17 protein-coding genes are annotated in these 26,385 nt (G+C 67.1%); 2 read left to right on the forward strand and 15 right to left on the reverse strand.

From position 1 onward, the window contains the following. Nucleotides 1-41: 41 nt before the first annotated feature. Entirely contained in the window at nucleotides 42-1,982 is a 1,941-nt protein-coding gene (locus LG3211_RS16530) for an OPT family oligopeptide transporter (RefSeq protein ID WP_057945539.1), read from the reverse strand. Nucleotides 1,983-2,402: 420 nt separating this feature from the next. On the opposite strand from LG3211_RS16530, the gene LG3211_RS16535 reads away from it, so the two are divergent. Further along, complete coding sequence (locus tag LG3211_RS16535) at nucleotides 2,403-4,181, forward strand: peptide MFS transporter (RefSeq protein WP_237049773.1); 1,779 nt, start codon at nucleotides 2,403-2,405, stop codon at nucleotides 4,179-4,181. Between the two features lie 99 nt (nucleotides 4,182-4,280). On the opposite strand, the gene LG3211_RS16540 is transcribed toward LG3211_RS16535, so the two are convergent. From LG3211_RS16540 to galE, 14 genes are all read right to left on the reverse strand, one after another. After that, nucleotides 4,281-6,248, reverse strand: coding sequence for an alpha/beta hydrolase family protein (locus tag LG3211_RS16540; RefSeq protein ID WP_057945541.1), 1,968 nt, complete (start codon nucleotides 6,246-6,248; stop codon nucleotides 4,281-4,283). Between the two features lie 126 nt (nucleotides 6,249-6,374). Further along, complete coding sequence (locus LG3211_RS16545) at nucleotides 6,375-8,432, reverse strand: alpha/beta hydrolase family protein (RefSeq protein ID WP_237049774.1); 2,058 nt, start codon at nucleotides 8,430-8,432, stop codon at nucleotides 6,375-6,377. A 139-nt stretch (nucleotides 8,433-8,571) separates the two neighbouring features. Beyond that, on the reverse strand, nucleotides 8,572-9,468 hold the full coding sequence (gene rfbD, locus LG3211_RS16550; protein ID WP_057943797.1) for a dTDP-4-dehydrorhamnose reductase: 897 nt from the start codon (nucleotides 9,466-9,468) through the stop codon (nucleotides 8,572-8,574). Beyond that, nucleotides 9,465-10,022, reverse strand: coding sequence for a dTDP-4-dehydrorhamnose 3,5-epimerase (gene rfbC, locus LG3211_RS16555; protein ID WP_057943798.1), 558 nt, complete (start codon nucleotides 10,020-10,022; stop codon nucleotides 9,465-9,467). Before rfbC ends, rfbD begins: the two co-directional genes overlap by 4 nt. A 26-nt stretch (nucleotides 10,023-10,048) precedes the next feature. Beyond that, on the reverse strand, nucleotides 10,049-10,933 hold the full coding sequence (gene rfbA, locus LG3211_RS16560; RefSeq protein ID WP_057943799.1) for a glucose-1-phosphate thymidylyltransferase RfbA: 885 nt from the start codon (nucleotides 10,931-10,933) through the stop codon (nucleotides 10,049-10,051). Nucleotides 10,934-10,955: 22 nt separating this feature from the next. After that, on the reverse strand, nucleotides 10,956-12,008 hold the full coding sequence (gene rfbB / locus LG3211_RS16565) for a dTDP-glucose 4,6-dehydratase (protein WP_057943800.1): 1,053 nt from the start codon (nucleotides 12,006-12,008) through the stop codon (nucleotides 10,956-10,958). Nucleotides 12,009-12,353: 345 nt separating this feature from the next. Further along, entirely contained in the window at nucleotides 12,354-13,469 is a 1,116-nt protein-coding gene (locus LG3211_RS16570; RefSeq protein ID WP_083512599.1) for a TlpA family protein disulfide reductase, read from the reverse strand. Nucleotides 13,470-13,834: 365 nt separating this feature from the next. After that, nucleotides 13,835-14,869 carry a glucokinase gene (gene glk / locus LG3211_RS16575; RefSeq protein ID WP_083512600.1) on the reverse strand — a complete coding sequence of 345 codons (1,035 nt, stop codon included), beginning with the start codon at nucleotides 14,867-14,869 and terminating at the stop codon, nucleotides 13,835-13,837. Continuing rightward, nucleotides 14,869-16,611: a cellulase family glycosylhydrolase gene (locus LG3211_RS16580; protein WP_222837513.1), complete on the reverse strand. Its 1,743-nt coding sequence runs from the start codon at nucleotides 16,609-16,611 to the stop codon at nucleotides 14,869-14,871. Before LG3211_RS16580 ends, glk begins: the two co-directional genes overlap by 1 nt. Next, entirely contained in the window at nucleotides 16,601-18,139 is a 1,539-nt protein-coding gene (locus tag LG3211_RS16585) for a tryptophan halogenase family protein (RefSeq protein WP_057943801.1), read from the reverse strand. The genes LG3211_RS16580 and LG3211_RS16585 overlap by 11 nt, the downstream gene beginning before the upstream one ends. Nucleotides 18,140-18,147: 8 nt before the next feature. Continuing rightward, entirely contained in the window at nucleotides 18,148-19,173 is a 1,026-nt protein-coding gene (locus LG3211_RS16590; RefSeq protein ID WP_057943802.1) for a cupin-like domain-containing protein, read from the reverse strand. Further along, nucleotides 19,157-19,870: a SapC family protein gene (locus tag LG3211_RS16595; RefSeq protein ID WP_057943803.1), complete on the reverse strand. Its 714-nt coding sequence runs from the start codon at nucleotides 19,868-19,870 to the stop codon at nucleotides 19,157-19,159. Before LG3211_RS16595 ends, LG3211_RS16590 begins: the two co-directional genes overlap by 17 nt. A 252-nt stretch (nucleotides 19,871-20,122) precedes the next feature. Then, complete coding sequence (locus LG3211_RS16600) at nucleotides 20,123-23,194, reverse strand: TonB-dependent receptor (RefSeq protein ID WP_057943804.1); 3,072 nt, start codon at nucleotides 23,192-23,194, stop codon at nucleotides 20,123-20,125. Nucleotides 23,195-23,659: 465 nt separating this feature from the next. Continuing rightward, the gene (gene galE, locus LG3211_RS16605; RefSeq protein ID WP_057945544.1) at nucleotides 23,660-24,625 is read right to left on the reverse strand and encodes a UDP-glucose 4-epimerase GalE; all 966 of its coding nucleotides are present in this window, start codon (nucleotides 24,623-24,625) and stop codon (nucleotides 23,660-23,662) included. A 310-nt stretch (nucleotides 24,626-24,935) separates the two neighbouring features. Here galE and LG3211_RS16610 point away from each other — a divergent pair, with 310 nt between their 5' ends. After that, complete coding sequence (locus LG3211_RS16610; protein WP_057943805.1) at nucleotides 24,936-26,381, forward strand: lipopolysaccharide biosynthesis protein; 1,446 nt, start codon at nucleotides 24,936-24,938, stop codon at nucleotides 26,379-26,381. The last annotated feature ends 4 nt before the right edge of the window (nucleotides 26,382-26,385 follow it).

Below are 26,385 nucleotides of genomic sequence, written 5' to 3' on the forward strand. Positions count from 1 at the left end.
AAGAAGAACGGCCCGGCGTTGCGCCGGGCCGTCGATTCGAATCAGGCCTTGGGTACCGGCGCGTTGCGGCTGCTGCGGTAGAACATCCACACCACTACCGCCAGCACCAGCAGACCGATGCCGGCGCCGAAGTGGAAGCGCTCGGGCAGCGCCAGCACGTCGGCGCGGGTGGAGATCACGATCGGGAAGGCGATGGCGATGCCCATCAACGCCTCGCCGGTGATCAGGCCGGCGGCGAACAGGGTGCCCGGACGATGCACGCGATCGACCTCGGCCTCGTCGCTGTCCTTGGTCAGGCCGCGACGGCGGCCGACGATGTGCGACAGCAGGCCGCCGAGGAAGATCGGCACCATCAGTTCCAGCGGCAGGTAGATGCCGATGGCCGCGGCCAGCACCGGCACGCGGAACTTGAACTTGCGCGACTTCAGCCATTCGTCGAAGGCGATGATCACAACGCCGATGCCGGCGCCGATGCCGATCATGGTCCACGGCAGTTCGCCGCCGAACATGCCCTTGGCGACGGAAGCCATCAGCGTCGCCTGCGGCGCGGCCAGCGAGTTCGGATGCTCGGCGGTGGGCGCGCCGATGCCGTAGGCGGCGGCGAGCAGGTTGAGGATCGGCGCCATGATCAGCGCGCACGAGAACGTGCCGATGCCGAGCATCAGCTGCTGCTTCCACGGCGTCGCGCCGACGATGTAGCCGGCCTTGAGGTCCTGCAGGTTGTCGCCGCCGACCGCCGCCGCGCAGCACACCACCGCTCCGATCATGATCGCGGCGACCGCTCCGATGGGCGAGTCGCGGCCGAGCATCAGCACCAGCACCGCCGAAGCGAACAGGATGGTCGAGATGGTGATGCCCGAGACCGGATTGTTCGACGAACCGATCAGGCCGGCCAGATACGCCGACACCGACACGAACAGGAATCCGGCGACGATCATGATGATGGTCATCGGCACGCTGACGAACCAGTTACCGACGATGGCCTGATACAGCAGCATCAGCGGCATGACGAAGGCGACCAGCGCGATCAGCATCCACTTCATCGGCAGGTCGCGGTCGGTTTCGGCGACCACCCCGCTGCTGCCCTTGCGCGCCGCGGCCAGGCCGCTCTTGACGCCCGACAGCAGCGACTTGCGCAGCGAGAACAGCGTCCACACGCCGCCGATCAGCATCGTGCCCACGCCCAGGTAGCGCACCTTGGCCGACCAGATCGCGCGGCCGATCGCTTCGGCGCTGCCGTCGGCGATGCGCGCGGCCAGCTCAGGATCGGAGTTGAGGAAGAAGGCGTGATAGATCGGAATGGCGAACTGCCACGACAGCACGCTGCCGGACAACACCACGATGCCGACGTTGAGGCCGACGATGTAACCCACGCCGAGCAGCGCCGGCGACAGGTTGGTGCCCATGAAACCCAGGTACTTGCCCATCCAGCCCGAGACGATGGCGTTGTCCGGGATCACGCGCAGGCCGCTTTCGGCCGCCAGCTTGACCAGCGCGCCGATGCCGCCGGCCAGGCCGAGGATCTTCAGGCCCGGGCCGGGATTTTCGCCGGCCTTGAGCACTTCGGCCGCGGCCTTGCCTTCCGGGAAGGGAAGCGGGTCTTCGACGATCATCGAACGGCGCAGCGGCACCGAGAACAGCACGCCGAGCAGGCCGCCGAGGCCGGCGATGGCCAGCACCCAGGAGTAACGGAAGTCCTGCCAGTAGCCCAGGATCACCAGCGCCGGGATGGTGAAGATCACGCCGGCGGCGATGGACGAACCGGCCGAAGCGCCGGTCTGGACGATGTTGTTTTCCAGGATGGTGCCGCCGCCGAGCAGGCGCAGCACGCCCATCGAGATCACCGCGGCCGGGATCGCGGTGGCGATGGTCAGGCCGGCGAACAGGCCCAGATAGGCATTGGCTGCAGCCAGGATCACCGCCAGGAAGACGGATAGCAGGACGGCTCGGAAGGTCAATTGTGGCTGTGCGGACGAGGCCATCGGCGTCTCCATCGCGGGTGATCGGGCATATGCGGCAGCGTATGTGCGGAGCCGGCCGCCAGGGGCCGGGCGCCACGCAATCCGCCGATGATCGCATCCGCCGCGGGCCGCTGTAAAAGTGCAGTGCGGCAAAAAGCGGGATTGGGCAAAACCCCGGCGAAGGCGGTTGCAGCGGGTTTTTCCGGGGGATTGGAGGAAACGCGGCGAGGCGGCCCTCACCCCAGCCCTCTCCCGCAAGCGGGAGAGGGAGCTATAAGCACGCGCAGAAGATTGAAGACCTGAGCATGAGACGTAAACGCGAGGTCTCCCTTCTCCCGTTCACGGCAGAAGGTGGCCGACAGGCCGGATGAGGGCCGCCCCAGCCCATCGCCCTATACTCCCGCCTCCCGGCCCATCCCAGGGACCGCAGAGAACCCGATCGTGCCCGCAGCCCGCACCGCTTCGATCCAGGCGCCCGCCGCCCCGCGCAATGACGACTTCCTCGGCCACCCCAAGGGCCTGTACGTGTGCTTCTTCACCGAGATGTGGGAGCGCTTCTCGTTCTACGGAATGAAAGCGCTGCTGCTGCTGTACTTGCTGAAGTACCACCTGTTCAGCGACGACGCCGGCTACGACCTCATCGGCGCCTACGGCGGCCTGGTCTACGCGGTGCCGGTGATCGGCGGCCTGCTCGCCGACCGCTACCTGGGCATGCGCAAGGCGGTGGTGCTGGGCGGCGTGCTGCTGGTGCTCGGGCACTTGGGCATGGCCTTTGAGGGCCACGCGGCGAAGATGGTCGACGGCGTGGCGGTGCGCGACGAAACCGCGCTGCAGGTGTTCTATCTGTCGCTGGCCCTGATCATCGCCGGCGTCGGCTTCCTCAAGCCGAACATCTCCACCATCGTCGGCAAGCTGTACGAACTCAACGACCCGCGCCGCGATTCGGGCTTCACCCTGTTCTATGCCGGCATCAACGTCGGCGCGCTGTTCTCGGCGCTGATCTGCGCATTCCTGGGCGAAACCTACGGCTGGAAGTATGGCTTCGGCGCCGCCGGCATCGGCATGATCGCGGGCCTGGCGATGTTCCTGTGGGGCCAGCGTTATCTGCGCGGCCACGCCGAACCGGCCGATCCGGCCAAGCTGCGCGAGAAGGTCAACGGCTTCTCGCGCGAGGCGTGGATTTATCTGGGCAGCGCCGCCGGCGTGCTGGTGCTGTGGGGAACGATCCAGTTCGCCTCGCAGATCACGATCAAGCTCGGCGCCATCAGCTTCACCGCGGCGCTGGGCATCATGCTGGCGACCTTGCTGGTGTTCCTGATCTGGTTCTTCGGCTTCATCGCCCGCCAGTGCACGCGCGAGCAACGCGAGCAGATGCTGGCGCTGGTGGTGCTGATCTTCGCCGTGCTGATCTTCTTCACCCTGTACGAGCAGACCTACGGTTCGTGGGTCACCTTCAACGATCGCCTGATGACCAAGGACATGTTCGGCATGGCCCTGGGCCAGTACTCGCCCACCCTGCCGTGGTCGCTGTTCTCGATGGCCGCCAGCCCGCCGCTGATGGTCGCCGCGCTGGTCGCCAGCGATCGCGGCCGCGACGGCCTGGCCAAGGGCCTGGTCGCGCTGCTGGCGATCGGCCTGGCGCTGGCGACCGCGCACGACGTGGTGCTGGTGCCGCAGACCGCCGGTTCGCTGACCTATCTGGGCGCGTTCTTCATCGTCGTGCTGGCGCCGCTGTTTTCCTGGCTGTGGCCGTGGCTGGCGCGCAAGGGCCGCAATCCGAGCAAGCCGGTGACCATGTCGCTGGGGCTGATCTTCGCCGGCCTGTCGTTCCTGCCGCTGATGGCGGCGGCGAAGATTTCCGGCGGCGGCGAAATGGCCAGCGTGTGGTATCTGGTCGCGGCGTATTTCATCCTGGAAGTCGGCGAGATGTGCCTGTCGCCGATCGGCATGTCGGCGGTGACGCAGTTGTCGGTCGCGCGCGTGGTCGGCCTGATGATGGGCGCGTTCTGGCTCGCCACCGCGTTCTCCGAAGTGCTGGCCGCGCAGTTCGCCAAGATCGCCTCGGTCGAAATCCCCGAGGGCGGCACCATCGACATGGCGGTGGCGTCGATGAAGTACGGCGAATTGTTCTCGATGCTGATGTGGCTGGGCATCGGCTCGGGCGTGCTGTTCCTGGTGCTGTCGCCGCTGCTCAAGCGCTGGATGCACGGGGTGAAGTGAGGCGGCGTTCGCGCCGGGCTTGCGAACGAAAACGGCGCCCTGGGGCGCCGTTTTCGTTTCCGGCCGCGGCCGCCGTGTCGCGGCGGCCGCGCAAGCGGGTTACTGCTTGGTGTCCGGCTTCGGCGCGGTGGCGACCTTGCCGCCGAGCGAGCGCGACAGAAACGCCAGCAAACGCGAGTAGTACTCGCGCTTGTGCGCTTCCTCGTAGAAGCCGTGGCCTTCGCTCTTGTAGTACAGCGACTCCACCGGCACGCCGGCCTCGCGCAAGGCTTTCTCCATGCGCTCGCTGTGCACCTGCGGCGCGCGTTCGTCCTGGCCGCCGGCGGCCAGGAACACCGGCACCTTGATCTTGCCGGCCAGACGCGCGGGCGACACCTTGTCCAGCGCTTCGGGCGTGCCGATCCAATCGCGCAGATAGCTCTCGCCCGAGCCACGCTTCTGGATGTCGCCGGTGGTATGCATCAGCGGCAAGTCGTAGACGCCGACATAGCCGGCCGCGCACTTGTACAACCCCGGCTCGCGCGCCACGCCCATCAATGCGGCATAGCCGCCGTAACTGGCGCCGTAGATGCAGATGCGCGCCGGATCGGCGATGCCCTGCTCGATCGCCCAGCGCGTCGCGTCGGTGACGTCGTCCTGCATCTTGCCGCCCCACTCGCGCCGGCCGGCCTGGATGAAGGCCTCGCCGTAACCGCCGGAGCCGCGATAGTTCACCTGCAATACCGCATAGCCGGCCGCGGCCAGCACCTGCGCGTCGTCGTCGAACTGCCAGTGGTCCTGGATGCCGTAGGGTCCGCCGTGCGGCATCACCACCAGCGGCATCGACTTGCCGGCCGCGCCCTTGGGCGTGGTCAGCAGGCCGGACAGGGCCAGCCCGTCGCGCGCCTTCAACGCAACCGGCTTCACCGACGCCATCTGCGCCGGATCGAACCAGGAGCGGCGGCTGATGATGTGCGCGGCGTGCTTGCTCTCGTTGTCGAACAGGTACACATCGCCCGGGCTGCGGTCGTTCCAGACCTCCACCAGCGACAGCTTGCCGTCCGCGCTCTGCGAGGTGATGCGCACCGCATCGCCCGGGAACGCCGCTTCCAGGCTCTTGTACTGGCGCGCTTCGGGCGAATTCTTCTCGAAGAACACCGTGCGCGGCTTGCCGTCGGCGAAGAACACGCCGACCGGAATCCGGCTGTTGGTGCGATAGATGATCCGGTCCGGATCGGCGACCTTGTCGCGCAGGATTTCCTTGCGCGTCTGCGTGGCGATGTCGAAGGCGACGATCGAATCCGGCCCCTGCGCATGTTCGGTCTGGAAGTACGCGGTCTTGTCGTCGGCCGAGAACCCGATCGGCAGATCCATGCCGTTCTCGCCGGCATCGGAACTGACCAAGGTCCACTCGGTGTTGTTGCCGGGGCGATAGAACAGCTTGCGCACGGTGTCGGTGCCGAAGCCGCGCGCGAAGCGGACCACGCCGGCGTTGTCGGTAGTGAAGCGGGTGTTGCGCACCGGCGACAGCGCCACCAGGTTGCGCTGGCCGGTGAAGGTGTCCAGGCGCTCGGCGCGCGAATAGGCATCTGCCTTGAACGGCTGCACCGAGATCACCACCGCGCGGTCTTCCGCCGGCAGGTCATCGACCAGGAACGCGGCCACGTCCTCGACTTTCTTCGGCTGGATGCGGGTGCCGGCGCCGCGGCCCTGCACGCGATAGCCCACCAGCACGTCGGCGCCGGTGCCGTTGGCGTTGATGGCGAAGATTTCGCCGGTACCGATCGGCTCGTCGCGCGATCCCAGCTTCTGCGCCATGCTGATCAGCACGCGGGTCGGGCTGACCCACCAGAAATCGTCCACGTGATTGTGCCGGCCGACGCGGAACACGCCGGTGCGCTTCATGTTCTCGCGGGTGAAGATCACCAGCGCGGTTTCGTCGTTCATCGGCACGGACGCGGCCAAGAACTCGCCGGTCGGCGACAACTTGATGTCGCTGAAGGTGTCGCCCTTGGCGAAGCTGTCGATGTCCAATGCGGCGCTCGCCGCCGCGGGTGCCGCGATGTCCGCCGGTACCTCCGCGGCCATGGCCGCGGTCGTGCTCAACGCGGCCAACAGCATGCCGCCTACCCAGTACTTCATCCTTGCCCCCTTCTGACTAGCCATAGCGTTGTTCCGGTGCCGTCGCGGCACCGCTCGTAAATATCCGCCGATTCAATCCTTCGCCGTCGCCGCAGTCGCCGCGGCGGCTTGCGCCGTGCGTCCGCCCAGATGCCTGGACAGGAACGACAGCAGCCGGCTGGCGAATTCGCGCTGATGTTCCTGCGCGTAGAAGCCGTGGCCCTCGGTCTCGTAGTAGAGCGTTTCCACTGGCACCCCCGCCTTGCGCAGCGCGGCTTCCATTTTCCTGCTGTGGGCGATCGGCGCGCGCTCGTCCTTGCCGCCCGCGGCCAGGAATACCGGCGCCTTGATCCTGTCGGCCATGTGCACCACCGATGCCGCTTCCAGTTCGGCCGGCTCGCCCATCCACTCGCGTATCACCCGCCGGCTGTTGGTCTGGCGCTGGATCATGTTCAAGTCGTAGACGCCGACGTAGCCGACCGCGCACTTGTACAGCGCCGGCTCCTTGGCCACGCCCATCAACGCGGCATAACCGCCGTAGCTGGCGCCGTACAGACAGACTCGCTGCGGATCGGCCAGCCCCTGCGCGATCGCCCAACGCGTGGCGTCGGTCAGATCGTCCTGCATCTTCGCGCCCCATTGGCGCTGGCCGGCGCGCTCGAACGCGGTACCGTAGCCGCCGGAGCCGCGGTAGTTGATCTGCAGGACCGCATAGCCGGCCGCGGCCAGCATCTGCGCGTCGTCCTGGAAGCCCCACACGTCCTGTTCGCCGAACGGGCCGCCGTGCGGCATCACCACCAGCGCGGGCTTGGCGCCCGCGCTCGCCGAAACGGTCAACAGGCCGTGCAGTTGCAAGCCGTCGCGCGCCGCCACCACGATCGCGCGGCTCGGCGCCATGTGTGCGGGGTCGAACCAGCTGCGGCGGCTGACCACGTGCTCGGCGTTGCTGCGGGTGTTGTCGAACAGAAAGAAGTCGCCCGGATTGCGATCGCTGGCCACTTGCACCAACGACCAGCGCTCATCGTCGGTCTGCGAGTTCAGCAGCACCGTCTGCCCCGCGAACGCCGCTTCCAGGCTGCGATAACGCCGCGCCTCGGGCGAGTTGGCATCGAAAAACGCCGTGCGCGGCTTGCCGTCGCCGAGGAAGAACGCGCCCACCGGAATCCGGCTGTTGTTGCGATAGATGATTCGGGCCGGATCGAAGACCGGATCGCGCAGGACCTCGGCGCGGGCCTTGCTGACAGGATCGAAGCTGGTGATCGAATCCGGGCCGTTCTCGTGTTCGCTGCGCATGTAGGCGATGCGATCGTCGGCGGAGAAGCCGATCGGCAGGTCCATCAGCTTCTTGTCGTCTTCCGCGCGCAGCAACTGCCAGTCGCCCTGGCCGGCGTCGCGGTGATACAGCTCGCGCTTGCCGTCGCGGTTATAGCCCAGCGCGAAACGCACGTTGCCGTGGTTGTCGTTGAGGAACACCGCATCGCGGATCGGCGCGCTGGAAATCTTCGTGCGCGTGCCGGTGAGGGTGTCGAGCTTTTCGACCCGGGTGTATTCGCTTCTGTAAGGCTGCAGCGAGATCAGCACGTTGACCGGGTCTTGCGGCAAGTCGTCGATGATCGCCGCGAATCCGCGCTCGCCGCGATCGGGCGGCATGACGGTCTTGCCGTCGGGCCGTTTCAGCGAGCGGCTGCCCATCAGCACTTCCAGTCCGCTGCCGTCGGCATTCATGGCGTAGATATCGCCCGATTCGATCGGCTGATCGCGCTTGCCGCGCTTGTAGGCCATGCTGATCAGCAGGCGTTCGGGCGCCGACCAGATGAAGCCGGAGACGTGGTAGTCCTTGGCCAGGCGGAAGCGGCCGACGATCTTGGCCTTGCGCACGTCGGCCGACGCCGGATCGCGCTTGAGCACGGCCAGCATGGTCTCGTCTTCCAGGGGCACGGTGGCCGCGTAGTAGGCGCCGGTCGGCGACAGTTTGATGTCGCTGAAGCTGTCGCGGATCGCATAGACGGCAACGTCGATACCGCCCGCGACGGTCGCGGGGGCTACGCCGGCACCGGCGGTTTGCGCCTGCGCGATCGCCGGACCGGCCAGGCATGTGCAGCACAACGCCGCCGCCCACATCCGCAGGCTGCGTTCGAATCCGATTCCCATTGCGCCCCCTATCCCTGATCGTTGCCGGGCAATGCCATTCACCGCCGGCTCGCAGGCACCCTGCCCGCTACGCCGCGATCATAGGCAACGTGACCGGCCTCGCACAATCGGGCGATTCGCCTGACCGGTCGCGGCCGATTCAGCCGTCCCGGTCGAAGGTCGCATCCAGCGCATCGCGCCAGTCGGGAACGCTCAGCCCGTACTCAGCCCGCAGATGGCCGCTGTCGAGCACCGAATAGGCCGGCCGCTGCGCCGGAGTCGGGTAGTCGGCGGTGGTGATCGCCAGCACCCGCGGCGCGCGCGCGATCAGGCCGCGCGCCAGGGCGGTTTCGAAGATGGCTTCGGCGAAACCGTGCCAGGTGGTCTGGCCGGCGGCGACCAGATGGCGCACGCCCGATTCGGCGATGCCCTGCTTCAGCACCCGCGCCGCCGCGTCGGCCAGCAGCCAGGCCGGGGTCGGCGAGCCGTGCTGATCGGCGACCACGCGCAGTTCGTCGCGCTCGGCGCCCAGGCGCAGCATCGTGCGCAGGAAATTCTGCCCGCGCGTGGCGTAGACCCAGGCGGTGCGCAGGATCAGATGGCGCGCGCCGCTGGCGCCGATCGCCTGCTCGCCGGCGAGTTTGCTGTGGCCGTAGACGCTCAGCGGCGCGGTCGGGTCGGTGTCCAGGTACGGGCGCGTGCCGCGGCCGTCGAAGACGTAGTCGGTGGAGTAATGCAACAGCGCGATGCCGTCGGCGGCGCACAACTCGGCCAGCCGCGCCGGCGCGGCGGCGTTGATGGCGAAGGCCGCATCGCGCTCGCTTTCGGCGCGATCCACCGCGGTGTAAGCGGCGGCATTGACCACCCAATCCGGACGCAGCCGCTGCAACAGCGGCGCGACGGTTTCAAGTTGGGCCAGGTCCAGCGCCTCGCAGGCGCCGCCGCCATCGTTCAAGACACCGCTGCGGGTGGTCGCGACCACGTCGCCGAGCGCGCCCAGGCTGCGGCGCAATTCGAAGCCGACCTGGCCGTCGCCGCCCAGCAACAGGATTTTCATGCCGCGTAGTCCGGCAACCGCTCCGCGGCGACGTCCTTCAACAGCGGCGTGGCCTGATCCTTGGCCGACAGCGTCGGCTCGCTGATCGGCCAGTCGATCGCCAGATCCGGATCGTCCCAGCGCAAGCCGGCATCGGCCTGGGCGTCGTAGGTCTGCGTGCACAGATAGGTGAATACCGCTTTCTCGCTGAGCACGGCGAAGCCATGCGCGAACCCTTCCGGTATCCAGAAATGACGCTTGTTCTCGCCGCTGAGCACGGCCGCGGTCCAGCGGCCGAAATGCGGCGAACCGCGGCGGATGTCCACGGCCACGTCCCAGACTTCGCCCTCGATCACCGAGACGAACTTGCCCTGCGGCTTGGGCCACTGGTAATGCAGGCCGCGCAGCACGCCGCGCGCGGAGGAGGACACGTTGCCCTGGGCGAAGCTGAGGTCCAGCCCGGCCTTGGCGAGCTTGTCGCGATTGAACGACTCGTAGAAATAGCCGCGCGAATCGCCGAACACCTGCGGTTCGACGATCAGGCAGCCCGGCAGATCGGTTTCGATGATCTTCATTCGTTACTCTGCGAAAAACATAAACATCACGGTACCGGGCCGCGCTCGATCAGATCGAGCAAGTACTGGCCGTAGCCGTTCTTGGCCAGCGGCCGCGCCAGTTCGGTCAGCTGCGCTGCGTCGATCCAGCCGTTGCCGAAAGCGATTTCCTCCGGGCAGCAGATGCGCAGGCCCTGGCGCGCTTCGATGGTCTCGATGAAATTCGACGCTTCCAGCAAGGACTGGTGCGTGCCGGTATCCAGCCAGGCATAGCCGCGGCCGAGCTGCTCCAGATGCAGCGAGCCCTCGTCCAGGTACATGCGGTTGAGATCGGTGATCTCCAGTTCGCCGCGCGCCGACGGCTTGAGCTTTGCTGCGAAATCGCTGGCGCGGCCGTCGTAGAAATACAGGCCGGTCACCGCATAGCGCGAGCGCGGCTTGAGCGGTTTTTCTTCCAGGCCGATCACCCGGCCGTCGCTGTCGAACTCGGCCACGCCGTAGCGTTCCGGATCGCTGACCCAGTAACCGAACACCGTCGCGCCCTCGCTGCGCGCGCCGGCGCGCTTGAGGATCGCGGTCAGGCCCGGGCCGTGGAAGATGTTGTCGCCCAGCACCAGGCAGCTGGGCTCGCCGTTGACGAACTCGCGCCCGATCAGATAGGCCTGGGCCAGGCCGTCGGGGCTGGGCTGCTGCGCGTATTCGATGCGCATGCCCCATTGCGAACCGTCGCCGAGCAGGTTCTTGAACAAGGCCTGCTCGTGCGGGGTGTTGATGATCAGCACTTCGCGGATGCCCGCCAGCATCAGCACGCTGAGCGGGTAATAGATCATCGGCTTGTCGTACACCGGCAGCAGCTGTTTGCTGATGCCCTGGGTGATCGGATACAGCCGCGTGCCGGAGCCGCCGGCCAGGATGATGCCCTTGCGGTTCATGCGTAGTTCCCCTAGTGCCGTATCAGGCCTGGCCGATGCGTTCGAGCCGATAGCTGCCGTCGAGCACGCGCCGCACCCACGGCTGGTGATCGAGATACCAGTCCACGGTGCGGGCGATGCCTTGCTCGAAGGTCAGCGTCGGCTTCCAGCCCAGTTCGTCATGCAGCTTGGAAGCGTCGATGGCGTAGCGGCGGTCGTGGCCGGGACGATCGGCGACGAAGGTGATCAGCGACTCGCGCGCGCGCCCGTCGGCGAGCGGACGGCGCTGGTCGAGCAAGGCGCAGATGGTCTTGACCACGGTGAGGTTGGGACGCTCGGCCTCGCCGCCGACGTTGTAGGTCTCGCCGATGCGGCCGGCTTCCAGCACGCGCGCGATCGCCGCGCAGTGATCGCCGACGAACAGCCAGTCGCGCACGTTCATGCCGTCGCCGTACACCGGCAGCGGCTCGCCGGCCAGCGCCTTGGCGATGACCAGCGGAATGAGTTTTTCCGGAAACTGGAACGGCCCGTAGTTGTTCGAGCAGTTGGTGGTCAGCACCGGCAGGCCGTAGGTGTGGTGGAAGGCGCGGACCAGATGGTCGGACGCCGCCTTCGAAGCCGAGTACGGCGAGTTAGGCGCGTACGGCGTGGTCTCGGTGAACTTGCCGCTGTCGCCGAGCGAGCCGTAGACCTCGTCGGTGGACACGTGCAGGAAACGGAAGCCGTCGCGCTTGGGCGCGTCGAGCGATTTCCAGTAGTCGCGCACTTGCTCCAGCAGGCTCAGGGTGCCGACCACGTTGGTCTGCACGAACGCGGCCGGGCCGTCGATGGAGCGATCGACATGGCTTTCGGCGGCGAAATTGATCACCGCCTCGGGACGGTGCTCGGCCAGCAGGCGCTTGAGCAGGGCCGCATCGCCGATGTCGCCCTGGACGAAGACGTGATTGGCGTTGCCGTCCAGCGAGCTGAGGGTGTCGAGATTGCCGGCGTAGGTCAGCGCGTCGAGATTGACGACCTTCACGCCCTTGCCGACCGCGTCGAGGACGAAGTTGCCGCCGATGAAACCGGCGCCGCCGGTCACGAGCCAAGTGGACACTCAGGGAACTCCTATAGGGGGAATGAACCGGCGAGACGAAGCCACGGCTCGGGCCGGGCCGCGCGACTCATTCATCCTGCACCGGCTGAAAGTCGGAACCGATTGTAAGGCCTATCGACCGGGCCCCAGCGTCAAACCGGTCACGGCGATCAGTCGCGCGACAGGCAAGGTGTCTGATTTACCTCGCATTTGAGCGATCGGCCCACTGTAAATGTGCGGCGTGCATCGATTCGGCCTTGCCGTCGCTCACGACACGGCTTCGCCCGCGCGCGGGCACGGGCGAAGGTATCGATGGGCCGCCCGGGCGGGCGGCGGCGATGGCGCGCCAGGTGCGCGGCCCGGCTCTCAGGGCTGGCCGCCCTGCACCGCGGCGGCCGCGGCGGGCGACAAGAATCGATCCAGCGACAGACCCGAGCGCTCGCCGACTTCGACCCGGCGCGCCACCCGTCCCTGCGCATCGACCACGATCACCGCCGGCACCCGCGCGATCCCGAAACGGCGGAACACCGCGCCGTCGCGATCCAGCGCCAGCGGCACCGGGATGCGGTGCTGATCGCGGTACTCGCGCAGATCCTGCTCCGACGCCCACAGGCCCGAGGCGACGCCGACCCAGCGCACGCTGTTATCGCGCCCCAAGGCGACCAACTGCTCGCGCACGGCCCGGCACTCGCGCGAGGACCGCGGTCGGGTCTTGGCGAAATAGCTCTCGCACCACGGCGACAGGAACACCAGCACGCTGGAGCGCTTTCGCGCCGGATCGCTCAGCGCCAGCCGATGCGATTCCAGGCTGCTCAGCTCCGACTTCGGCACCGCCTCGCCGACGCGCAGCGCCGGCGTCGCGCGCGCACCGGCCGATGCCGGCGCCGCCTGCGCGAGCGCGTCGCTGTCCGCCGAATCCGGCGCCTTGCGCGCCTGCGCCAGAGCGCTCTCCAGGCGCGCATCGACCTGATGGCCGACGTAGACGATGCGTCCGTCCTTGCCGATCACCACGTGCTGCGGCGTCACCCGCAAACCGAACAACTCGCCCAGCGCGCCGTCGTCGCGCACCATCGGCATGGTCAGGCCGAGTTCGCGCCGGAAGGCGCGTATCTGCTCGACGGTGTCGTCGAAGCCGATATTGACCGCGACCACCTGCAGATCGGTGCCGGCGTGGCGCTGAGCCTGCTCGAAGTGCGGCATCTGCTGACGGCAGGGCACACACCAGGTCGCCCAGAATTTCAGGTACACGGCCTTGCGCCCGCGCAGGGCGCCCAGGTCGAGGGTCTTGCCGTCGATGGTGGTGAGCGCCAGCGGCGGCACCACGCGGCCGAGCACGCGCGCGCCGGCCTGGCGCGCGAAGTCGTCGCCGCTCTCGGCCCGCGCCGGCCCGGCGCCGGACCAGCACACCATCGCGAGCAGCGTCGGCAGAATCCACGAGCGCAGCCGGTGGCGCGAAGAAGCGGTATCGATGTGCGGAAGCATTGCGATATCCAGGTCGGATGGGGGGGACGGCTAGGCGGCCGGACGCGGGCGTGACCTCGGCAGGGTCGCAACTGGCCGTGACGGAACCGCGAGCCTGCCAGACCGCGCAGGATTAACTTAGCGCCCGGCCGGCGGACGCGGCGAGCCAGTTGCGTTGATTTTTGAGGAACCAGTCGGGCCGGCTGGCGTCCGCTGTCCGGCCGGCACCGCGGCTTTGGTCCGGCGGCAGTCCGCCACCCGCGTTGCGCTCACAACGCAGTCATGAGTGCGGAGGCGAAATTCGACCCCGGGAGGAAATCAAGGACGCCGGGGTCCCGCGTTCGCGGGAACGATGAACAAAAGCGGCGATCGCAGATCGCCAGCACTCACCCGCCGAGGCTATCCGCAACGGGTTGCGGCGCGAGGTGCGCGAATACCGGCACCACGCAGTGATCGTAGGTTTCCGCCGCATGCGCGGCCGCGCCCAGCAGACCGGCGCAGGCGTGCACCACCGCCAGCGACGGCACTTCGGCCATCCCCGCCGAAAAACGGCCCTTGGCTTCGAATGCCTCGCGAAAGCCGCAGGTCTGCAGCGAATCCAGCAGTTTCGGCACCACGCCGCCGGCGAGGAAGACGCCGTCCCAGGCGCCGAGCGTGAGCACGAGGTCGCCGGCCATCGAGCCGAACGCCGCGCAGAACAACTCCACCGCCTGCTGGCAATGACCATCGCCGGAAGCCGCGCGCGTGTTGATCTGCGCCGGCGACAACGATTCCGCCGCTACGCCCTCGACTTCGCACACCGACGCATACAGATTCACCAGACCCGGCCCGGACACCAGCCGCTCGCACGACACGCGGCCGAAGCGGCGCATCAGGCATTCCAGAATGCGCAGGTCCTGCGGCCGCGACGGCGCGAAGCCGGCGTGGCCGCCTTCGGTTTCCAGCGGAAAACAGCGCCCGTCGCGCACCAGCAGCCCGCCCACGCCCAAACCGGTACCGGGGCCGATGACCGCAAAGGTCTGCGCGCCGCGCGGGTCGAAACCCGGCCAGCCGACCGCGCCGATCGCGACCACATCGTCCGCGCGCAGACGCGAGATCGCCATGGCCTGCGCGGTGAAGTCGTTGATCAACGCCACCCGCGACGTGTCCAGCGCGGCACCGATCTCGGAAGTGCGAATCTGCCAGGGATGATTGGTGATGCTCGCTTCCTCCAGCCGCACGCGCCCGGCCACCGCGAACACCGCGGCATCGGCGCGTTCGCCCAGCTCATCGAGGAAATGCCGCGCCGCATCGGCCGCGCTGGCGAATCCCGCGGCCGGGTACTCGCGCACGCTGTCGTGCAGGAGCACCGCGCCCCGGCCCAGTTCCGCCATCGCGAATCGGGCATTGGTGCCGCCGATATCGCTGACCAACACCTTCATCAACGCTCACCCCCGAAGGCCGGTCGCAAACTCAGCGTCGACAAATCGGGCTCGCCAGATACCGCCTCGATCACCAAAGTATTGCGTCCTTGTTGCAGCGACACCGCTTGCGCGTCATTCACCCGTACCGGCGCCAAGGGCCCGCCGTTGACCTTCGCCTTCGTCACGCCCGGCTTGCCGCGCACGCTGAGCATGTAAGTACCGCCCGCCTCGACATCGATCGTGTACTTGAGCCACTCGCCGTCCTGCATCGCAGCCACGCGCGGGCCGTCGCTGCCGCCGGCCAGATCGACGCCGTCGTTGCGATACAGCTGCGACGGATTCCACTGCGCGCCGGGCTTGCCGCTCTCGTTGGCGGCGGTGAGATCGAAATAGGCCACACCGTTGCGGCCCAGGTCGAAATCGACCGCGGCGATCTCGGCGCCGTCGCGCGCGACCCGGTTGGGCTTGAACGGCAGGCTGCGATCGTCGCGCGGCGCGCGCAGCCAGGCATCCACCACGTCGGGATGGCGGGCGTTGTTCTGCAAGCGAATGTCGTGGGTGGCCAGGGTCATCAGCGCCTCGCGCGCCTGCTCGCGGCTCGGCCGCGGGCCCTTGCCTTCCCAATACGCCAGCACCCGCTGATAGCCCGGGTTGGCGATCACCTGCAGCGGATTGTTGTAGCGCAGTTTCTTCAGCGGCCAGTTGGCCCAGCCGATGCCCTCGCCTTCCATGGTTTCCACGGTGCGGGTAAACCAGTCGTTGGAGTTCTCGCCGGTCTCGCCCAGCCACAGCGGCATGTTCCAGCGCGCGCGCAGGGCGAGCTGATCCTTGATGCTGTCGCGGCCGGTGCCGTTCCAGTATTTGTGGAAGCTCAGCACCAGGTTGTCGTCCCACGGGCCGGCATCGAGCACGCCGCGGTAGTTATTGCCCCAGCAGTTGCCTTCGATGATGACGATGTGGCGCTGGTCGATTTCGCGGATCGCCGCGGTGGTGCGCACCAGCAGCTCGCGCAGCGGCGCATTGCCGGTTTCGGCGCAGCCGTTCTTGTCGGCCGCGCTGGCGAAGCCCCAGTTGGGCTCGTTGATGATGTCGTAGCCGGCGACCGCGGGCTCGTCGCGATAACGCTGGGCCAGTTTGCGCCACAACGCGACCATCTTGTCGCGGTTGCCGGCGTCGTCCCACAGCGAGGGCGTGGACGGATCGCGATCGGAGATATTCAGATCGTTGCCCTGTCCGCCGGGCGCGGCGTGCAGGTCCAGGATCACATACAGACCGTTGGCCTTGGCCCAGGCGATCAAGTCGTCGGTGCGCTTGAAGCCGTCTTCCAGCCAGGTCTGCTGGCCCGGCACCGGTTCCTTCGACAGCGGCAGCGTGTAAAGCTCGTAGTGCATCGGCAGGCGCACCGAGTTGAATCCCCACGCGGCGACCGCGTCGATGTCGTCCTTGCCGACGTAGTTGTCCAGCCAGGCCCGATAGAACGCCTGCGTGTCCTGCTCGCCTATCAATTCGACGATGCGCTGGCGGATCGTGTGCTGCATGCCCGGGCCGCCGAGGCCCAGCATGTAGCCTTCCTGCAGCATCCAGCCGCCCAGGCCGACGCCGCGCAGGATCACCGGCCGGCCTTGTTCGTCGACGATCTGCTGGCCCTGCGCGCGCAGGAACTGCGCGGCGCGCGCCGGCGCCAGGCTCATCGCCAGACACAGAGCCGTCGCGGCCAACGCGGCGCCCACGCCGCGCGCGCGGCTGCGGTCAGGCGACACTGGTGGACACCGCGGCGCGCGGACCGCTGGGACAATACTGATCGAGGTAAGCCTGATGCGACGGCAGCATGCGCACGGTGGTTTCCACATGCGTGCGGATATCGTCGAGGAACCGCCGCAGATCGGTCTCGCTCATGGTGTCGGCGGTGGGATGATGGGCTTTCGGTGTGATGCCCTGCCCCATCATCACCTGGATCCACGAGTTCTCCGCGAACAGCTCGCCGGGAACATGGAACACCGTGCCGGTCTCGCGGAACAACTCGATGCGGCGGCGCAGCGTCTGCGGCAACTCCATGTTCGCCAGATATTCCCAATACGGCGTATCGCGACGTTCGGTGGCGTAGTAATGCAGCACGACGAAGTCGCGCACGTGCTGCAGCTCGTCGGCCATCTGCGTGTTGTATTCGTCGATGCCGGCCTGGCCGATGACCTGCGGGAACGACCGCATCAGATGAGTGATTCCGCGTTGGATCAGATGGATGGTGGTCGATTCCAGCGGCTCGATGAAACTTCCGGCCAGGCCGAGCGCGACGCAATTGCGGTTCCAGCATTGCAGGCGCCGTCCCGGACGGAAGCGCACCGGCCAGGGATTCTTCAGCACCTCGCCGTCCACCGTCTCCATCAGCCGCTGCCTGGCCTCCTCGTCGCCGACATGGCGGCTGGAATAGACGATGCCGTTGCCGACGCGGTGCTGCAAAGCGATGCGCCACTGCCAGCCCCAGGGCTCGGCGATCGCGCGGGTGTACGGCACCGGATCGCATACCGAGGTGGTCTGCACGGCGATGGCGCTGTCGTTGAGCAGCCAGTGCGACCAGTCCTCGAACCCCACGCCCATCGTCTTGTCGATCAACAGCGCGCGAAATCCGGTGCAGTCGATGAACAAGTCGCCTTCGATCACCTCGCCCCGTTCCAGCCGCAGCGCGGTGATGTAACCCGAATCCGCATCGGTCAGCACTTCGACGATCTTGCCCTCGATGCGCCGGCAGCCGTTGCGCTCGCTCATCGCGCGCAGGTACTTCGCATACAGGCTGGCGTCGAGGTGATAGGCGTAGTTCATCCGATAGTTCTTCAGGTGGGCGAACTTGCCCTGCAACGCGGCCTGCAGTTCGACGCAGTAGTCGTCGTAACCGCCGGCCAGCCCGAGCTCGCGCCCCCTGCGCCAGAAATGCTGGAAGCCGGCGCTCCAGTGATCGCGGCCGGTGGTGCCGAAAGAGTGGATGTAGCGATGCTGCTGGGTGCGCCAGTTCTCGAACGAGATGCCGAGCTTGATCGTGCCGCGCGTGGCGGCCATGAATTCGCGCTCGTCGATGTCGAGCAAGCGGTGGAAGGTGCTCAAGGTCGGGATGGTGGCTTCGCCGACCCCGACCGTGCCGATTTCCTCCGACTCGATCAGGCTGATCTCCAGCGTGCCGCCAAGGATCTTCGAGACCGCGGCCGCCGCCATCCAGCCGGCCGTGCCGCCGCCGGCGATCACCACGCGCTTGACCGGCCTGACTGCGGCCGCATGGGTGTCGGCATCGTTATGCATGGCGTCTCTCAACGGTTCAGGGCCTGTAGCAGGCGCGCGCGCAGTTCGCGGGCGCGCAGTTCGTCGATCGGCGCGAGCATGCCGCGCGCGGCTTCCGGTATATGCGCCGCGGTCTGCGCGTCGGCATCGAATACGTAATGACGGAACACTTCGCGCCAGACCTCGCGCTGCTCCGGCGGCAGATCGCGCACGCTCATGATCGCGAGCATCAGCGCGTTCATCGGCGTGTCCATCCACTTCGGCGACTGTCGCCACCAGTAGTTGACCAGCACGTTGAACGCGTCCAGGGCTTCGATGTGATGCCACCACATGCTCGGGATCAGCACCGCGTCGCCGGGCGCGAGTTCGGCGCTCTGCGCATGGCGCAGGGCTTCGGCGAACTTCGGGAAACGCTGCTCATCGTGCCGGTAATCGGGCGCGGCGAAATCGACCAGACTCACCGCCTGCCCGGCCGGCGTGCGGTCGAGCGGCCCGATATACAGGTTCTGCAACTGATCCGGCGGAAACAGCGTCACGCGGCGCCGGCCGGCGACCACGCAGGCGATGTTGTCCGGCACGTCCTGATGCGCGGGAATGCGGGTGCGGTTGCCGATCCAGATGCTCGCCAAGGGTTGCAGCGCGCCGAATCCGAAATCGTTGTGGTCGCGCAAGCCCGGCAGCCAGGTGTCGATGGTGGTCGAGCCGACATAAAGCGTCGGCGCCGCCGGATCGTCGAGCTGCCGCAGCAAGGTATCGAGCACGACCGGCAGCGGCGCCCGTTCCTGCGTGAAGCTGAAGCCTTGCAGGTCTTCGCGATAGGAAATCCGTCCGCCGGCCTGCGCCGGCGCCACGCTGACCGTCACCGGCGTGTCGCGCGCGAAATCCTTGAGGTAGCCGATCGCCTCCGGCGCCGAAGCGGCGCCGGCGCGGGCGATCGGCCAGTTCGCGGCCACGCCGCGCAGGACGTAGGGCCGGGTCGGATGCAGCAGTGACGGCGGCAGCGCCGCCGCGTCGATGCCGTGGAGTTCTTCGATGGCCTCAACAAGCGGCGGCATGACGGCGGTTCATCCGTTCGATCAGGTCGCGCAAGTGCGACATCGACGCCAACGCCATGTACGCCGCCTCCAGATAACCGGACTGCGACAGCTCTTGCAGCACAGCGCCATCGAGTGCGCGCAGGCGTTGTTCGTCGATGGTGTGGAAGCCGGACAGGCGGTGCTGCGAGCGATCGCCCAGCTGGAAGTCGAATGCGAACGGTTCCAGCAACTCATGGCGCAGCAGCGCGGCGATGAAGCCGGCGTTGTCCTGCAGGCCGTCGTGCAGCGTGCGCAGGACCGAGGCCATGCGCTCCAGGTACGCGGTGGTGCCGCCGTGTTCGAGGAACAGCGCCTCGCCCTGCGAGCCGCCGCGGGCGACGCGCGGGTGCGCCAGATCGACGTGGATCATCGGCTCCTCGTCGGCGATGCCGATCAGGAACGGCAGGCGCTCGACCGCGATCGGCAGGCAGTGCGCGTCCCAGCGCTCACCGTCGAGAAACAGATTCTCGTTCTGCCGCAGGCCGAGCAGCGCCACCGGCAGGAAGCCGCCCTCGGCGGTCTTCTGGAACACCAGCGGGTAATAGGCCTGAAGTTCGCGGAACTCGCGGAAGAAGGTCGGCGCCAACATCGTGTCGTCGCCGTAGCGCGCGCCGCGGGCGGTGATCACGCGCAGGTCGTGGTGATCGATGTTGTTGAGCAATACGGCTTGGGACATCGCGGTTTCCAGGATCGGTGCGGACCGGACGGGACTGCGCCCAGCGGCCCGCGTTTCCGCAGCGGCGAGGTGTCCGCGGAGGATGTACCGGCAACGCGCCGAGGGGAAGGCCTCGCCCGCCGCCCGGATTGGGAACGGCGGGACGCGGCCGCGGACGATGTTCGCCGCGCCCCCGCCGCTGGCGACGCCCGGAACGGCCGCAACAACGGCGGCCCCGCGCGCGCCGACGGCAAGACGCCGCGGCCGCCGCGATCAGAACTTGTAACGCACGCCGAACATGTAACGCGGCCCGGACTGATCGTAGGAGTACAGCTGGCGCTTGTTGCGACCGCGGGTGCGCATGGTCTCGTCGGTCACGTTGATGCCTTCCAGCGACAACACCAGGTTCTCCGTGACCGCGTAGCTGACGTTCATGTCCAGCTGGCCGTAGGCTTCCACGTAGATCGGGTTGGCGCCCTTGCCGTCGCCCAGCGAGGTCAGGAATTCGTCGCGCCAGTTGTAGGCCGCGCGCGCCTGCCACGGGCCCTTCTCGTAGAAGGCCACCACGTTCGCCGAATCGCTCAGGCCGGTCATCGCGAACTGCGTGCCCAGCCGGCCGTTGTCGTAGGTCAGGCCGGAATTGACGATGGTGTAGTTCGCCGCCAGGCCGAAGCCGCTTTCGCCGAACACGTGCTGGATGTTGAATTCCCAACCGTCCAGGGTATCGGCGCGGTTGTTGACCGGCTCGGTGATGTTGAACGTCAGCACCGGATCGCCGGGCAGGCCGCTGATGGTGCCGGTGGGCGAGCCGTTGGCGCTCGTACCGGTCCGCACCACGCCGGGTTGGCCGTTGAAGGTGTTGAGGATGTAGTTGCGGATGCAGGCCCGGTCGGTGGCGGCGCAGCCGCCCGCGCCGATGGCCGCGTTCCAGTACGCACCGCTCGCCGGCGTATGCAGATCCGGATACGGTGTCTGGCGGCTGACCTGGTCGGCGATGAAGTTGTCGATGTTCTTGCGGAAGTAGCCGACCGACAGATAGCTCGATTCGCCGTAGTACCACTCGTAGGACAGATCGAAGTTGCGCGATTCCAGCGGCTTGAGGGCGGGATTGCCCGCGCCGCCGCCGCCGCCGTCGAAGCGCGCCTGGCCGCCGACGCCCAGCGCCGGGTTGAGGCTGCTCCAGTTCGGGCGGCCGATGGACTCGCCGTAGCTGGCGCGCAGCTTCATGTTCTCGGTCAGATCCACCGAGACGTCCAGGCTGGGCAGCCAGTACTTGTAGTCGCCGTCGAGCTTGCGGAACTCCGAGCCCGAATAGCGAATGATGAACTCGTTCTCCGAGACCCAGTCGATGCCCGCCGGCGCCGGCTGCAATGCCTGCGCCTTGACCTTGGTGCGCTCGTAGCGCACGCCGGCGGCGACGTTGACCGGCAGCTTCCAGTCGAAGGTATTGCTCCACTGGACATAGAAGCTGCTCGACTTCTCGCGGACCTGGCTGTCGCCCACCGAACGGTTGGCGGCGCTGCCGGGAACCTGCGCGCCGCTGTAGTCGAACGAAGCGCGGTAATCGTCGCGAACGCCCTTGCCGCTCTTGACCCACGCGTCCTCGGCCAGCTGCCGCACCGTGTCGAAGTCGAACATGAAGAACGAATCGGTGAAGCGCGGATCGCGGCTGCCGCTGACGCCGTTGAAGTAGTCGCCCATGTGCTGCAACTGCCAGACCGAATCGGGGTAATCGTTGACGCTGGTGGCGCCGCCCCAGGTGTCGAGTTGGACGTTGGTGAAGGCCGAACGGTTTTCGTAATCGGTCGTGGCGACGCCGAAGTTGAGCTTGGAGTAGTCCTGGAACTGGTACTCGCCGCTGGCCTGGAACTGTTCGATCTCGGCGCGCTGGCGATCGTTGCGGAACACCGAACCGGTCACCAGCATCTGCGCCGGATCGATGGCGTTCATGCCCGCCGGCAAGTGCAGCGTCAGCACCGGGAAATCGCGGCTGAAGTCGATGGTGTTGCCGGCGCGGAAGAAACCGGCGCTGGCCAGGGTGTTGCTCGAACCGTACGGGCTGTCGGGCAGCGAATCGGCCGTGGAGCGGTGGTAATCCAGGTTCAGGCTGAACTTGTCCGTCACGTTCCATTCGACATTGAGGCCGACGGATTTGTTCTCGCGCTTCACCGCCGACTTGCCGGTGCCGTTGGCGAAGTCCGAATTGCCCGCGTAGCGCTCGTCGTAGGTCAGCGGCGAAGAACCCGAACCCGGCGTCCACGAGCTGACCCCCGGCGTGAAGTTCAGCCACACCGACATGTCGTTGCGCATCTGCTCGATTTTGTTTTGCGAGTAGGTGTAATCGAGCGTCGCGGTGAGGTCGTCGGTGGGCGCCCACTGGAAGGTGAGCTGGCTGTTGATGCGCTCGCGTTTCACCGAGTTGACGCTGTAGCCCAGGCTCTGCGGCATCGAATAGACGTCGTTCGGGCCGGGACGGTTGGTAATGTTCTCCGAACCGGGCTGGCCCGGAAGCGGCAGCGCCGAGCCGGAGCCTTCGCCGCTGGCCAGCGGGGTGTCGATGAACGGACGCCAGCCGTTGCCGGAGGCCACGAACGCCGACGCCGAGCCGGATTCGCGCTTCTGGTAGTTCGCGCTCAGCGACACGCCGAAGCGGCCGTCGCCGAAGGTGTTGCTGAAGATGCCGGACGCGTCGGGCGTGACCGAGCTGCCGCGCAGGCCGCCCGGCAGATCGTCGTCCGAGCCGTCCCAGATGCCCTTGATGCCGGCATTGGCGTGCATGCCCGGATTGTCCAGCGGACGCGCGGTCTTGATGTTGATCGTGGCGCCGATGCCGCCGGTGGGCGTGGCGGCGCGACTGGTCTTGTAGACCTCGACCGCGGAAATGGATTCGGCGGCCAGATCGCTGAATTCGAACGCGCGGCCGCCGGTGGCGGTCGGCATCTGCCGGCCGTTGAGCAGGACCAGGTTGAAATCCGGGCCGACGCCGCGCACGGTCACGCGCGAGCCTTCGCCGTTGCTGCGGTCGATCGACACGCCGCTGATGCGCTGCAGCGCCTCGGCCAGGTTGGTGTCGGGGAACTTGCCGATGTCCTCGGCGGCGATGCCATCGACGACGCCCTGCGCGTCGCGCTTGAGGTTCATCGACGAGGTCAGGCTTCCCTTGATGCCGGTGACGACGACAGTGTCGAGCGTCCTGGCTTCGTCCGCGGCGCCGGTGCGGCGCTGCGGTTCGGCGGCGGTGTCCGGCGCCGGTGTGGTGTTCTGTGCGTACACCGGCTGGGCAAGCGCCAACAGCAGTGCGGACGTCAACAGTGTGTGCCGCGGGGCAACACGCATTTGCTTCATCGAAACTCCTCCCCAGGATCGCACGATGGATATGCAGGCACGTCCTGCCACGCCCTTCTGTACCGCGGGGCGATTTGACACGCGCATGACAGCGCTGTCAATAAATCCGGACTCGCGCGATAAAGGATTCGAAAGAAAGCGGTTTTTTGCCCGTTTTATTTGCCGCGGCGCAACATGGAGCGCGCGCGAATCGACCTTTTCCGCCAGCGCGAACGGACCGCACGCGCACGCGCATGACTCGGCGCGACGATGTGTGACGCGCGACGGATTTCGAATGGGTGCTGGCGCGACGAAGTGCGCTCGGCGCCGCTAGCGCGCTAGCGCGGCACTCGAGCGTCCACGCTCGCCGACCGGGCTCGCAATCGATCGACGACGATGGGACGCCGATCCTTCGCCACATAGCCGTCGCTCCGGCCCTGCCGCCGGGGCATGCGTGCGGCGACACTCATGGCCCCAGGCCGCCGATCAGAATCCAGGATCGCGATGCCAGCGGTATGCGCTCTCGATGATGCGTTCGATACCGGTATAACGCGGCGTCCAGCCCAGATGGACGCGCGCGGCCTGGCTCGACGCGACCAGTACCGCCGGATCGCCGTGGCGTCGCGGCAGGACGCGATATTCGATGTCGCGTCCCATGACTTGCGATGCCGCGCGAATGACTTGCAGCACGCTGAACCCGGCATCGTTTCCGAGATTGAAACAGTGCGCGCCCTCGTTGCCGTCCATCCAGTCCAAGGCGCGAATATGCGCGTCGGCCAGATCCAGCACGTGCACGTAGTCGCGAACGCAAGTCCCGTCGGTGGTGCCGTAGTCGTCGCCGAACACATTGAGCGCGCCGCCCTGCCCCAGCCCTGCGCGGATCACGTTGGGGATCAGATGCGTTTCGGGATCGTGCGATTCGCCGATGCCGGCCTCCGCCGCCGCGCCGGCCGCATTGAAGTAACGCAGCGACACCGAGCGCAGACCGTAGGCCTGCGCGGCGTCGGCGAGGATACGCTCGACCATCAGCTTGCTGGCGCCGTAGGGATTGATCGGCGCTTTGGGATGCGCTTCGTCGATTCTTTCGCCGATCGGGTGGCCGAACACCGCGGCAGATGAGGAAAATACCAACTTGCCGACACCATGCCGATGCATGACGCGCAGCAGATTCAGACTGCCCACGACATTGTTGTCGTAATAGTCGTAAGGCGCGATTACCGACTCGCCGACCAGCGAGCGCGCGCAGAAATGCATCACCGCATCGACCGGCCGCGCGAACGCGGCATCGAGCGATTGCGGCTGCAGCAGATCGGCGTCGATCCATCGCCCCCAACGCAAGGCTTCGCGATGGCCGGTGCTCAGATTGTCGAGCACGCTGACTTCGAATCCCTGCTGCGCGAGCGCATAAGCGGCGTGCGCGCCGATATAACCGGCACCGCCGCAAACCAGGATATGGCGCGTCCGGCGCGTGTCGGCCGAAGCAGGAACGCAGCTCGTCCCGGGCCGCGGCCCGGGTGAAGAAAATGTCACGAAATTCCTTTGAATCTGAAGCGATTACCTGGTTTTCCGCGGCGAACGCTTGTCGCTCCGGGTCGTTGCATGGGAGTATGCGGCACGCTTAATTTGTGACGCAAATCACTTAAATATATTCAGACTTATGAATGAACTGGCTATCTAAGGACATGCGTCGGCCAGTGGGCGGCAACCGTCCCCAACCGAACACCGCGGACGCCGCGACGGACGCTGCCGGCATGAACGCGGCATGCTGATCCGTCAGACCGTTCTGTATCTGCCTGCGCAATTGCTCGGCCCTCTGGCCCAGCTCGCGGCCATCGTGCTGTGGACGCATTGGCTGGATCCGAACGAATTCGGCCTGTTCACCTTGGCGCTGGCGACGCAGGAAGCGGTGTACTTGCTGTTCCTGGCGTTCTGGTCCTACTTCCTGCTGCGTTTCCTGCCTGGCGCCGATACGGCCACGCGCGAACGCATGGATGCGATCGAGAGCTGGGTGTTCTTCGCCAACGGCGCGCTGCAGGCGGCTACGCTGCTCGTGCTGTTGCGCTACGTCTGGCACGAATGGCCCGACGCGACCGTGCTGCTGACCTTGTTCGTATTCACGTTCACCCGCTCGTACTGCACGCACCTGGCCGAGCGCGCCAAGGTCGCCAACGCGATCGGCGTATACACCGCCTTGCAGAGTGTCGGCCCGCTGGGCGGACTGATCATCGGCTGGATCTGGGCCAGTTCGATGTCGAACGGTCCCGCGCAGATCGGCCCCACCCAGGTGCTGGCCGCCTACGCGATCGCGCAGACCCTCTCGCTGGTGTTCGCCGTGCCCAGCCTGCGCCTGAAATTGCATCTGCGCCGGCCCGACGCCGCGTTGCTGCGACGGATCTGCCTCTACGGCCTGCCGCTCGCCGTCAGCGGCGTGCTGGCCTGGGTGCCCGGCAACGGCATCCGCTTCGTGGTGGAACACGGCAAGGGCATCGCCGCGGTCGGCCTGTTCTCGGTCGGCTGGACCTTGGGCCAGCGCGCATGCGCGTTCGCCGCGATGCTGGTCACCGCGGCCGCGTTCCCGATCGCATTGCGCCTGGAAGCCGACGGCGAGAAGCACCGCGCGCTCGAACAACTCGCGCTCAACGGCGCGCTGCTGTGCGCGATCCTGCTGCCGACCGCGACCGGCCTGATACTGCTCGCGGACCCGCTGTCGCGTTTGGCGGTATCGAGCCCGTATGTCGCCACGACGCTGAGCATCCTGCCCATCGCGACGCTCGCCGGCCTGGTCAAGAACCTGCGCAGCCACTTCGCCAATCAGCCGTTCCTGCTGGCGCAGAAAACCGGTTGGACCCTGGCGATCGACGCCATGGAAACCGGCTTGTTCCTGATCGGCGCGGCGATCGGCCTGCGCACGATGGGCCTGGCCGGCGCGGCCTGGGGCGCGTTCGCGGCGGTGCTGATCGGCGCGCTGGTGTCGTTCGTCATCGCCGTGCGCAAGCTCGACATGCCGGTACCGGTCGCGCACTTGCTGCGCATCGTGCTGGCGACCGCGGCGATGGCCGCGACGCTGTCGTTACTGCCGCCGCTGTCGGGCTGGCCCACGTTGATCGGCGCGGTATTGCTCGGCGGCACGGTGTACGCGGCGACGCTCGCGCTGTGCTATCGCGGCCATCTGGGCAAGTTGCGCGGCTCTCTCAATCCCACCTCCTGAAGAT

Origin of the sequence: Lysobacter gummosus (genome assembly GCF_001442805.1) — a bacterium.
Taxonomy (GTDB): Bacteria; Pseudomonadota; Gammaproteobacteria; order Xanthomonadales; family Xanthomonadaceae; genus Lysobacter; species Lysobacter gummosus.